Annotated in this window: 9 protein-coding genes; 1 reads left to right on the top strand and 8 read right to left on the bottom strand. The window is 63.9% G+C overall.

Going from position 1 to position 10,821, the window contains the following annotated elements:
* The 8 genes from N0Q91_RS18125 to N0Q91_RS18090 all read right to left on the bottom strand — a co-directional run bounded on the left by N0Q91_RS18125 (position 1) and on the right by N0Q91_RS18090 (position 9,319).
* Positions 1 to 882 (bottom strand): carbohydrate ABC transporter permease, encoded by an 882-nt coding sequence (locus N0Q91_RS18125; protein WP_018098731.1) that lies wholly within the window; start codon positions 880 to 882, stop codon positions 1 to 3.
* Entirely contained in the window at positions 882 to 1,760 is an 879-nt protein-coding gene (locus N0Q91_RS18120) for a carbohydrate ABC transporter permease (RefSeq protein WP_275597115.1), read from the bottom strand. Before N0Q91_RS18120 ends, N0Q91_RS18125 begins: the two co-directional genes overlap by 1 nt.
* A 211-nt stretch (positions 1,761 to 1,971) precedes the next feature.
* The gene (locus tag N0Q91_RS18115; RefSeq protein ID WP_018098729.1) at positions 1,972 to 3,216 is read right to left on the bottom strand and encodes an ABC transporter substrate-binding protein; all 1,245 of its coding nucleotides are present in this window, start codon (positions 3,214 to 3,216) and stop codon (positions 1,972 to 1,974) included.
* Positions 3,217 to 3,375: 159 nt separating this feature from the next.
* Positions 3,376 to 4,884 carry an aldehyde dehydrogenase family protein gene (locus tag N0Q91_RS18110; protein WP_275597114.1) on the bottom strand — a complete coding sequence of 503 codons (1,509 nt, stop codon included), beginning with the start codon at positions 4,882 to 4,884 and terminating at the stop codon, positions 3,376 to 3,378.
* On the bottom strand, positions 4,884 to 5,663 hold the full coding sequence (locus N0Q91_RS18105; RefSeq protein ID WP_275597113.1) for an enoyl-CoA hydratase/isomerase family protein: 780 nt from the start codon (positions 5,661 to 5,663) through the stop codon (positions 4,884 to 4,886). The genes N0Q91_RS18110 and N0Q91_RS18105 overlap by 1 nt, the downstream gene beginning before the upstream one ends.
* Positions 5,656 to 7,278: an acyl CoA:acetate/3-ketoacid CoA transferase gene (locus N0Q91_RS18100; RefSeq protein ID WP_275597112.1), complete on the bottom strand. Its 1,623-nt coding sequence runs from the start codon at positions 7,276 to 7,278 to the stop codon at positions 5,656 to 5,658. The genes N0Q91_RS18105 and N0Q91_RS18100 overlap by 8 nt, the downstream gene beginning before the upstream one ends.
* Positions 7,278 to 8,279, bottom strand: coding sequence for a 1,5-anhydro-D-fructose reductase (locus tag N0Q91_RS18095; RefSeq protein ID WP_100672659.1), 1,002 nt, complete (start codon positions 8,277 to 8,279; stop codon positions 7,278 to 7,280). The genes N0Q91_RS18100 and N0Q91_RS18095 overlap by 1 nt, the downstream gene beginning before the upstream one ends.
* Positions 8,276 to 9,319 carry a LacI family DNA-binding transcriptional regulator gene (locus N0Q91_RS18090; RefSeq protein ID WP_100672658.1) on the bottom strand — a complete coding sequence of 348 codons (1,044 nt, stop codon included), beginning with the start codon at positions 9,317 to 9,319 and terminating at the stop codon, positions 8,276 to 8,278. The genes N0Q91_RS18095 and N0Q91_RS18090 overlap by 4 nt, the downstream gene beginning before the upstream one ends.
* A gap of 277 nt (positions 9,320 to 9,596) precedes the next feature.
* On the opposite strand from N0Q91_RS18090, the gene N0Q91_RS18085 reads away from it, so the two are divergent.
* The gene (locus N0Q91_RS18085) at positions 9,597 to 10,766 is read left to right on the top strand and encodes a dihydrodipicolinate synthase family protein (RefSeq protein ID WP_275597111.1); all 1,170 of its coding nucleotides are present in this window, start codon (positions 9,597 to 9,599) and stop codon (positions 10,764 to 10,766) included.
* The last annotated feature ends 55 nt before the right edge of the window (positions 10,767 to 10,821 follow it).

Raw genomic sequence — 10,821 nt, 5'->3', positions numbered from 1 at the left:
TTATCCTTTCACGGCGCCGGACATCAGTCCGCGGACGAAATAGCGGCCGGACACGATGTAGACGATGAGCGTTGGCAGGGCGGCGAGGATCGCGCCCGCGAAGTGGACATTGTATTCCTTGACCCCCGTGGACGAGCTCACGAGATTGTTGAGAGCCACCGTCATCGGCGTCGAATACGGCCCGGAGAACGAGGCCCCGAACAGGAAGTCGTTCCAGATATTGGTGAACTGCCAGATGACCGAGACGACGATGATCGGCCCTGACGATGGCAGCAATATCCGCCGGAAGATCTGGAAGAAGCTGGCGCCGTCGATCTGTGCCGCACGCACCAGCTCGGTCGGGAAGGCCTCGTAGTAGTTGCGGAAATAGAGCGTCGTGAAGCCGATACCGTAGACCACATGCACCAGGATCAGACCCCAGATCGAACCGGCGATGCCGAGAATGCCGAGAATGCGCGCCATCGGGATCAGCACGATCTGGAAGGGAATGAAGCACGAGAGAAGCAGCATGCCGAAAAAGATGTTCGCCCCGGGGAAGCGCCATTTCGTCAGCACGTAGCCGTTGAGCGCGCCGATGATCGTGGAAATCGCCACGGCCGGGACGACCATCAGGATCGAATTGATGAAGAAAGGCCGGAGGCCGGTGGGCTGCACGCCGATCTGGGCGGTCGACCAGGCCGAAAGCCACGGTTCGACGGTCCAGGTCCGAGGCAGGTTCAACATGCCGCCCTGCCGGATCTCATCCAGCGGCTTCAGGGAATTCACCAGCATCACATAGAGCGGCAGCAGCGAATAGAGTGCGAAGAGGATCAGCGCCGAATAGATCAGAGCGCGCGTCAGCCGGTTGTGCGAGATGACGTTTTCGGAATTGGGAGCGCCCATCAGCGTTTTCCTCCCCGGACTTCGGAATAGAGATAGGGAACGATGATCGAGAAGATCATCACCAGCATCACGATCGCCGACGAGGCGCCGATCGCCATCTGGTTTCGGGTGAAGGTGTAAGAATACATGAAGGTCGCCGGCAGCTCGGTCGCCTGCCCCGGCCCGCCGCCCGTCAATGCGATGATCAGATCGTAGGCCTTGATGGCAAGATGGGCGAGTACGACAAAGGCCGAAAGGAAGACCGGCCGCATCAGGGGAATGATGATCCGCCGATAGATGGTTGGGGTGGTCGCCCCGTCGATCTGGGCGGCCTTGATGATCTCGTTGTCGACGCCGCGCAGGCCCGCCAGGAACATCGCCATGATGAAGCCGGTCGACTGCCAGACGGCCGCGATGACGACGCAGTAGATGGCGTAGTTGCGGTCCTTGATCCAGTTGAACGAGAAGCTTTCCCAGCCCCAGAGATGCATGGTGTTCTCAAGCCCGATACCGGGATCGAGGAACCACTTCCACGCGGTGCCGGTGACGATGAAGGAAAGCGCCATCGGATAGAGATAGATCGGACGGAGGAAACCTTCGGCGCGGATCTTCTGGTCGAGCAGGATCGCCAGCCCGAGACCCAGCACCGAGCAGACGACGATATAGAGCGTCGCGAAGATCGCCAGATTGCTGACCGCGCGCCACCAGTGCGGCAGGGCCCATAACCGGCTGTAATTGCTCAAACCCACGAAATTGTAGGACGGCAGCATCCTACTGTCCGTCATCGACAGGAAGCCCGTATAGGCTATGAAGCCGTAGACGAACACCAGAACTATGAGAAAGCTGGGGGCGAGCACGAGCTTTGGCAAAAGCTCCTGCAGCCGGTTGCGGCTATCCATGTTTGCTACCACCGTATGTTTCGTTCGTGGAGGGGATTGCCCCTCACCCTAGCCCTCTCCCCGCATGCGGGGAGAGGGGACTGAGGCGTAGCGGCTCAAGCCCTCATCTCAAGGCGAGAGGACGCCGGAGCTCACCGCTTGTCCCTTCTCCCCGCACGCGGGGAGAAGGTCGCGGCAGCGGGATGAGGGGCTTTTCCCCTCCTCGGTGCCTCTACTTCGCAGCCTCGACCGCCGCCACGAGTTCCGTCACCGCCTCTTCCGAGTCGAGTTCGCCGTTGAACTGGCGTGTGACCACGTCGTAGATCGCGTTCTTGACGGCAGCCGGATTGGCATGGCCGTGGGCCATGGAGCCGAAGAGCGTGCCGTTGGTATTTGCTTCCGCGAGGTCCTTGATGCCCTTCTTGCCGCAGGCGTCGAAATCGGTATCCGGAACGTCGGTGCGGGCGGGAACGGAACCCTTGACGACGTTGAAGGCCGACTGAAAGGCCGGGCTCTCGATTGCCGAGGCCATCTGCAGCTGTGCCGGAACCTTGTCTTCCGAAACCTTGAACATCGCGAACTGGTCGGAATTGAAGGTGACCGAACCTTGCGTTCCGGGGAAGCGCATGCAGACAAAATCGGTGCCGGGCACCTTCTTCGCCTTCAGGAACTCGCCCTTCGCCCAGTCACCCATGAACTGCAGGCCGGCCTTGTTCTCGATGACCATCGCCGAGGCGAGGTTCCAGTCGCGGCCGGAGAAGTTGTCGTCCACATAGGAGCGCAGCTTCGTCATGCGGTCGAAGGCTTCCTTCATCTTGTCGCCGCCGAGCGCCGCCGGATCGAGATCGATGAAAGCCTGCTTGTAGAAGTCGTTGCCCAGCGAAAGAACGACGGCGTCGAAGATCGTCGCGTCCTGCCAGGGCTGGCCGCCATGGGCGACCGGCGTGATGCCCTGCTCCTTGAACTTGTCGAGCAGTGCGATCAGCTCTTCCCAGGTGGTCGGTTCCTTGCCGCCGGCCTTGTCGAGGGCGGCCTTGTTGATCCAGACCCAGTTGGTCGAATGGACGTTGACCGGCGCGGCGATCCAGTGTCCGTCATATTTCGAGAACTGCTGCAGTGCCGCCGGAATGACCTTGTCCCAGCCCTCCTTGGAGGCGACCTCGTCCAGGTTGCCCAGCGCGCCTTCCTTGGCCCAGTCGAGAATGTCGAAGCCGAGCATCTGCACGGCCGTCGGCGCGTTGCCCGCGGTGACGCGGGCACGAAGCACCGTCATCGCTTCGGTGCCGCCGCCGCCGGCGACCGGCATGTCGGTCCAGCTGATGCCCTTGCTCTCCAGGTCCTTCTTGAGGACGTCGAGGGCCGCGGCTTCGCCGCCGGACGTCCACCAGTGCAGTACTTCCACATTCTCGGCTGCACGCGCAGCTGTCGCCGCCAACATCAGTGCTGCAACAGCAGTCGTCGTCATGAACTTGCGCATCGTTATCCTCCCGTTTGCAAGTTTCCGAAGCGGAACCTCCTCCGCTCTTTTCCGGTGCCGCCCGGTTCCCGCGGACGGCTGGCCTGCGACTGACGTCACCCGGCCAATTCAAGACGTTACACCCTTTCGGCGATTACGAAACCTCGCCCCTTCCCTTCTTCAGCGCGGCATCCACCAGTTGCTGCGCTGGCCGATATGCATGTTGAGCGTCTTCGTCTCCGTATAGTCCTCGACCGCATGGCGACCGAGCTCGCGGCCGAGCCCGGATTGCCGGTAGCCGCCGAAAGGCAGCTCGGATGCGCCATCCATGAAGGTGTTCATCCAGACCGTGCCGGCGCGTACGCGCCGCCCGATCGTCAGGCAGGTGTCGAAGTCGCGGCTCCAGACCCCGGCGGAAAGCCCGTAATCGATCGAATTGGCGATCCGGATCGCCTCTTCCGTCTTCTCGAAAGTCAGAACGGAGAGAACCGGCCCGAAGACTTCCTCCCGGGCCACGGCCATTTCGGGCCGAACGGCCGACAGAATGGTCGGGGCCATGAACTGTCCCATCCCGAGATCGAGCGTGGTGCCGCCATGGGCTATTCTCGCGCCTTCGTTCGACGCTGAAGAAACATAGCCGGCGATCTTTTGCAGATGCTGCGGCGTGATGATTGCGCCAACCTGCGTTTCAGGGTCGAGCGGATCTCCGACCTTGACCTTGGCCGAGAGGCTGGCGATGCGCGCCGTCACCTCCTCGGCGATATCGCGATGCAGGATCAGCCGCGAACCGGCATTGCAGCATTCGCCGGCATTGAAATAGGCGCCGAAGACGGCCGCATCGATGAATTCGTCCAGGTTTGCGTCCGGAAAGACGATCTGCGGATTCTTGCCCCCGAGTTCCAGCGAGACCTTCTTCAAGGTCTGCGCCGCATTGGCCATGGTCAGTCGGCCGATTCCGGTCGAGCCGGTAAAGGAGACCATGTCGACATGCGGGTGGGTGGTGAGCGGCGCGCCGGCCTCCGGCCCCGTGCCGACGATGATGTTCACGACGCCCTGGGGCACGCCGGCCGCTTGCAGGATTTCGCCGAGAACCAGCGTCGAGGCCGAGGTGAGTTCGGAGGGCTTCACCACCGTCGTGCAGCCGGCGGCAAGGGCGAAGGGAAGCTTCTGACTGACGATCAGGAAAGGGAAGTTCCACGGCGTGATGATCGATACGACGCCGATCGGCTCGCGTAGCACGACGCCGAGCGTACCCTCCCCGAGCGTGTTGTAGCTTTCGCCCGAGAGTTCGCGCGCAAGTGCTGCCGCATAGCGCCAGATGTCGGCGGCACCCGCCAATTCGCCCTTCGCCTGGCTGATCGGCTTGCCGGATTCGACCGCATCGAGAAAAGCGAGCTCATCCGCGCGCGCGGCAATCATGTCGGCGGCCCTGAGCAGGATCAGCGACCGTTCCGAGGCTGTCATGCGCGGCCACGGACCTTCGTCGAAGGCGCGGCGCGCGGCGGCGATCGCCCGTTCGGCATCCGCTTTCGCCGCCGCCTGATAGCGGCTGACGACGACGCCGTGACCCGGCGCCACGCGCTCGACCGAGCGGCCCTCGGCGCCATCCACCCACTGACCGTCGATCAGCATCCGGAATTCGCGGATCTCGTAATCGCCGAGCGCCTTCGGCCTCACCACCGCCGTCATCACCATTCTCCCTTGAAGCGAGCTTCACGCTTTTCACTGAAGGCGGCTACGCCTTCCTTGAGATCGCCGGTCTTGGCGACGAGGATCGATCCCAATGCTTCCACCGCCGCGCCCTTGTCTTCGCCGCTGGCCGAGGCGATCATCAGCTTCGATATTTCGAGCGCCGCCGGCCCGCGGCCGGCGACCCGCGCGGCGTAGTCGCGCGCCGCCTGCATGACCGCGCCGGTCTCGACCACTGCGTCGATAAGCCCCTCGGCCTTGGCTTCCGCCGCCGAGAACATCTCGCCGCCGAGCACCATGCGGCGAACGATCTGCGCGCCGAAGCGCGCGACCAGGCGCTGCGTGCCCGACCAGCCCGGAACCATGCCGAGGCTCGTCTCCGGCAGGCCGATCTTCACCTGTTTTTCGGCCAGTCGTATATCCGCCGCCGCCGCAAGCTCCAGACCGCCGCCAAGCGCATGGCCGTTGAGTGCCGCGATCACCGGCATGCGCAGCGTGGCGAGCCGTTCGAAAACGCGGTGGCCGAACCGCACCCAGTCATGGCCGAAGGCGGCTGGCTCCATGCCGCCCCAGGCCTTGATGTCGCCGCCGGCGGAAAAGGCCTTGCCCTCGCCGGTAAGGATCAGGACGCGCACGTCGCGCTTCGCCTCGGCCGTATCGCAGGCCGCGTCGAGCGCCTTCAGCATTCCGATGTCGAAGGCGTTGAGCTTTTCCGGCCGCGCGACCGTCATGATCGCTATGGGACCGTCGAAATCGATGCGGATGCGTTCGTCAGCCATCGACGCCTCCCATGAGCCGGCGCGACGCCTTGGCGGGCAGCGTCAGGCCGATCGGCCCCTCGCCGAACAGCGCCGGATCCATCGGCTTCAGCGCGTCGGAGACGATCAGCGGAAACTCCGACTGAGCAAGGATATCCGTTTCGAGATCGACGCCCGGGGCGATTTCGGTGAGCACCACGCCTTCCGGGGTCAGTTTCATCACGCAGCGCTCGGTGACATAGGTGATGTCCTGCCCCTGCTCGACGGCCCGGCGGCCGGAGAAAGTGACGTGCTCGACCGTGTTGACGAGCTTCTTGAGCTTGCCTTCCTTCTCGATCACGAGCCGCCCGTCGGCGACCGCCAGCTTCGCACCCGCATTGAACATGCCGGAGAAGACGATCTTCTTCGCCCGCGCGGTGATGTCGACGAAACCCCCCGCCCCCGCCGTTACATGCGGGCGGAAGCTGAGCTTCGAGACGTTGACGGAGCCGGTGCGGTCGATCTCCAGGAAGGAGAGCAGAGAAGCATCGAAGCCTGCGCCCTGGAAATAGGTGAACTGGTATGGCGACGGCATGAAGGCGTCCGCATTCGAGGCGCAGCCGAAGGCGAAATCGAGGAGCGGCACGCCGCCGACGGCGCCCTGTTCGATGACCCAGGTCACTGCGCCGTGCAGACCCTCTTCGATGAGGATGCGCGGGACGTTTGCGGAAATGCCGAAACCGAGATTGACCGCACTGCCCGCCTCGAGCTCCTTGGCGACGCGGCGCGCGATCACTTTCTGGATGTTGAATTCCGGCAGTCGGAAGCTGTCGAGCGGACGGAATATCTCGCCGGAGATGGCGGGGTCGTAGAGCGTCTGCGTCGTCTGCTTCTGTTCGGGATCCACGACGACATAGTCGACCAGAACGCCCGGTACACGCACATCATGGGGCTTCAGCGAGCCTTCTTTGGCAATGCGTTTCACCTGGGCGATGACGATGCCGCCATTGTTGCGGGCGGCAAGCGCCTGGTCGAGGCCGCCTAGATAGGCGCCCTCGTGCTCATAGGTGAGATTGCCGCGTTCGTCGGCGGTCGTCGCGCGGATGATCGCCACCTGAGGCGCGATCGCCTTGAAATAAAGCCAGTCCTCTCCCTCGAAGGAGATCTTCGTCACCAGCGGTTCGGCGGCGGCTGACGCATTCATGGCGCAGCCTTCGCGCGACGGGTCGACGAAGGTGTCGAGCCCCACCTTGGTCATGACGCCCGGGCGCTTGGCCGCCGCCTCGCGATGCATGTCGAAGAGAATGCCCGAGGGAATATTATAGGCGGCCACCTCGTTCGCGCCGATCATCTGCCAGATCAGCGGCGGTTCGGCGCTCGACGGGCCTGAGGGATAGGAGCCGCCGATGATCTTTTTCAGGAGACCCTTCCTGGCGATATGATCCACGCCCTTGATGCCGCTCATGTCGCCGGCGGCGATCGGATGCAGCGTCGTCAGATCGCGCGGGTGTCCGGTCGCCTCGAAGCGCTCGCCGATCGCCTTCAGCATCAGGTCCGGGCAGCCAAGCCCGCTGGAGGAGGAGACCGAAACGATTGCGCCGTCCGGAATCAAGCCGGCAGCTTCCGCAAGCGAAATATGTTTGCCCGTCATGCGCATCAAAGTCCCGTTTCGATCTCGACGGCACCGCCGGTAGCCGCCGCCTTTACCACCGCAAGCCCGGTGGCGAGCGACCAGACGCCATCCTCGCCGCTCGCCGACGGACGGCCATTGCCCCCGATCGCGGAATGGAATGCCTCGAGCGCCGTCTCGTAGAGATTGCGGTGGTCGAGCGGCAATTCGCTCTCGCCCTCTTCATTGCGCAGCACGACCGTGCCGACAGGCCGCTGCGTCATCACGTTGCGACCGATCAGCGATCCCGCGGTTCCGTGCACTTCGAGACCCGTCTCGGCAAATTTCGTGGTGAAGGCATCATGAAACTGGGCGATGACGCCGGAGCGGAAGCGGAGCACGCCCATGACTCCGTCCTCGAGTCCTTCCTTGCCCAAGCCGGCGCTGTGACTGATCGCGACGGCCTCGATCGGGTCGTCGTTCAGAACGAAGCGCAGCGTGTCGGCGTCGTGCACGGTGATATCGAGAATGACGCCGCCGCCCGCCTCCGGCCTGTCGAGCCGCCAGCCCTGGAGGTGCGGCGGCAGATAGACGGCATGGAAGACCCGTGCCGCGATCGGCCGGCCGATCCGGCCCGCGGCGATCGCTTCCCGCATGGCCCGATGGGTGGCGGCGTTGCGCAAGTGATGATTGGTGCCGAGCACGACGCCGGCCTCGCAGGCCTTGAGCACCATTTCACAGCCGTCATTGAGATTCATCGCCAGCGGCTTCTCGCAGAGAACGTGCTTGCCGGCGCGGATCGCCGCGAGCGCCTGATCGTGGTGAAGCTCGTTCGTCGTGGAGATGTAGACGGCGTCCACGTCGGGATCGCCGACGAGATCGTCGACGCTCGTGACAGCCTTTACGATCCCGTTCTCGGCGGCATAGGCCTCTCCTCGTTCCGCGCTCGAACTCATCACCGAGACGACGTCGCCGCCTGCGGCGCGGATGGCGCCGATCACCCATTCGCGCGCGATCGTGCTCGCGCCGATCAGTCCCCAGCGAATCATGACGAAATCTCCTTCACTCTGCGTCCGACGGCAGCACCGCAGCTCTGACGAATGGCGAGCCGGACCGGGCTGACGATCGCTTCCGGCTCGACACGGCCGCTATTGATCTGTTTCAAGAGCAATTCCGCCGCACGCTCGCCCATGCCATGCGGATCGACCGAGACCGTGGTCAGCGCCGGCACCGCGGTCTTGGCCTCGATCACGTCATCGAAACCGATCACCGCGAAATCCTCGCCGGGCTCCAGCCGGCGCGCACGCAGCCCGTCGCAGACGCCGAAGGCGACGGCATCGTTGAAGCAGAGGGCCGCGGTCGGCCGCTCCTTCAGCATCATCGCCTGCTCGATCGCCGTCACCCCGCCGGCGCGCGAGGGCGCCGAACCGATGACCAGGTCGTCTGAGACCTGGAGGCCGGCCTCCCGAAGGGCATCGCCATAGCCGCGCATGCGCGCTTCGAAGACCGCGGTATCGGCGAAGCCTCCGAGGAAGGCGACGCGGCGATGGCCACGCTCGACCAGATGGCGCACGGCGGCAACGGCGCCGGCATGATTGTCCGAAGTCAAAGAGGATACACCGGCGCCGGGAATGTCGCGCACGACGAGCACGACCGGAATGCCGGCGGCAACGAGCGGCGCGAGATCCGCGGCTTCCGTTCCGCGCGCCGGGGATATGATGAGCCCCGACACCCCGTGCTCGCGCATCGAGGCGATGACCTCGCGCTGGCGGTCGAGCTTCTCGCTCGTATTGGCGAGGAACTGCACGAAACCGGCGGCCTGCACGACCTCATCGACGCCGACCGCGAGCTCCGCAAAGAAGCTGTTCGTGAGATCGTTGACGACGATGCCGATGATCTTCGATCTCGCCTGGCGCAGATTGGCGGCGCTGCGATTATACACGTAGCCGAGCTCACGGATCACTGCATTGACTTTAGCCCTCGTCGATTCGTTGACGAGCGGACTTGCCTGCAGGACGAGCGACACGGTCGACTTCGACACGCCGGCGGCGCGCGCGATGTCGACAACCGTCACCCGCTCCTTCCCCATGAACATCCTCCCCGAAATTTCATCTCTCTCGTCCTTAATAATTGGAACGTTCCAATTTCGTCAAGAGGCTCCTGTTCACATTTTTGCCGGCGCCTTGGCAACGCATGGCACTGTATTTCTCCCCGTAAGCGGCTGTTATAGCTAATTCGAGAGGATTACCTCATTCCGGACTCCACAGGGGAGCGCTGCTGCTGCGAGGAGAGAGTTTGATTTTCGTCTTGAAATTTGGAACGGTCTAAATTATTCGATGCGATGAGGTAGAGGAGGACATAAGCCGATGACCAGCGTTTTTCTGCCGCGCCAGGACGGTTCGCTCGAAGAGTACCGGCTTCGGGGCGAACCGATCACCCGACCCGGAGCGGCCCCGACCTTCAACCGCATCGCCTATGCGGCCGCGCATGTCGTTTCCGATCCGCTTCGCGACAGCGACCCTTGGGGCAATCCGGCAATCGACTGGGAAGCGACGATGGTCTTCCGCCATCACCTGTGGGGGCTCGGCTTCCGGATCGCCGAGGCGATGGATACGGCGCAACGCGGCATGGGACTTACATGGGCGGCGGCGCAGGAACTGATCCGTCGCTCGCTCGCTGAAGCGCGAAGCGTCCCGGGCGCCGATCTCGCCTGCGGCGCCGGCACCGACCACCTTTCGCCGGCCGAGGCGCGCTCGATTGACGATGTCATCGCGGCCTACGAGGAGCAGGTCGGCTTCGTCGAAGCCGAGGGCGGCCGGGCGATCATGATGGCGAGCCGGGCGCTCGCGCGCGTGGCGCGCTCCCCCGACGACTACCGGCGTGTCTACGGCCGCATCCTGTCCCAGACCAGGGACAAGGTCGTACTCCACTGGCTGGGCGACATGTTCGACCCGCAGCTCAAAGGCTATTGGGGCTCGGAAAACTTCGGGCAGGCGCTCGAAACCGTGCTGGCCATCATCGGCGAGAACAGCGCCAAGGTAGAGGGAATCAAGATTTCGCTGCTCGACAACGGCAAGGAATTGGCGCTGCGCAGCCGGCTCCCCGAGGGCGTGCTCTGCTTCACCGGCGACGATTTCAACTATGCGGAACTGATCGAGGGCGACGGCAAGAAGTACAGCCACGCACTGCTCGGCATCTTCGACGCCGTCGCGCCGTCGGCCTCGAAGGCGCTCGCGGCCCTCGCCGAGGGCGATCTTGCGACCTTTCGCGGCGTCATAGAGCCGACCGTGCCGCTCTCGCGCAAGATCTTCGAGGCGCCGACGCAATACTACAAGGCCGGCGTCGTCTTCCTGGCCTGGCTGAACGGCCACCAACGGCATTTCACCCTGCCGGCCGGCCTGCAATCGGCTCGCGGATTGCTCCACTATGCCGATATCTTCCGCCTGGCGGATCAGGCCAATGTGCTCGACAAGCCGGAGCTGGCTACTGAGCGGATGCACAATCTGCTGGCTGTGCTGGGGGTGGAGCAGGCGTAGATCTCACCTGTCTTCATCGGGCAGGTTATGCCCCCTCATCGCCTTCGCGACCTTC

The organism is Sinorhizobium prairiense (assembly GCF_029201645.2).
Taxonomy (GTDB): domain Bacteria; phylum Pseudomonadota; class Alphaproteobacteria; order Rhizobiales; family Rhizobiaceae; genus Sinorhizobium; species Sinorhizobium meliloti_A.
Note: the sequence above shows the minus strand (reverse complement) of the source record. Positions and strands in the feature narration are given on the sequence as shown.

Bases quoted from the DNA above. Each gene is read 5' to 3' on its own strand.
- N0Q91_RS18125 (WP_018098731.1), bottom strand. From the start codon at position 882: ATGGGCGCTCCCAATTCCGAAAACGTCATCTCGCACAACCGGCTGACG.
- N0Q91_RS18120 (WP_275597115.1), bottom strand. From the start codon at position 1,760: ATGGATAGCCGCAACCGGCTGCAGGAGCTTTTGCCAAAGCTCGTGCTC.
- N0Q91_RS18115 (WP_018098729.1), bottom strand. From the start codon at position 3,216: ATGCGCAAGTTCATGACGACGACTGCTGTTGCAGCACTGATGTTGGCG.
- N0Q91_RS18110 (WP_275597114.1), bottom strand. From the start codon at position 4,884: ATGACGGCGGTGGTGAGGCCGAAGGCGCTCGGCGATTACGAGATCCGC.
- N0Q91_RS18105 (WP_275597113.1), bottom strand. From the start codon at position 5,663: ATGGCTGACGAACGCATCCGCATCGATTTCGACGGTCCCATAGCGATC.
- N0Q91_RS18100 (WP_275597112.1), bottom strand. From the start codon at position 7,278: ATGCGCATGACGGGCAAACATATTTCGCTTGCGGAAGCTGCCGGCTTG.
- N0Q91_RS18095 (WP_100672659.1), bottom strand. From the start codon at position 8,279: ATGATTCGCTGGGGACTGATCGGCGCGAGCACGATCGCGCGCGAATGG.
- N0Q91_RS18090 (WP_100672658.1), bottom strand. From the start codon at position 9,319: ATGGGGAAGGAGCGGGTGACGGTTGTCGACATCGCGCGCGCCGCCGGC.
- N0Q91_RS18085 (WP_275597111.1), top strand. From the start codon at position 9,597: ATGACCAGCGTTTTTCTGCCGCGCCAGGACGGTTCGCTCGAAGAGTAC.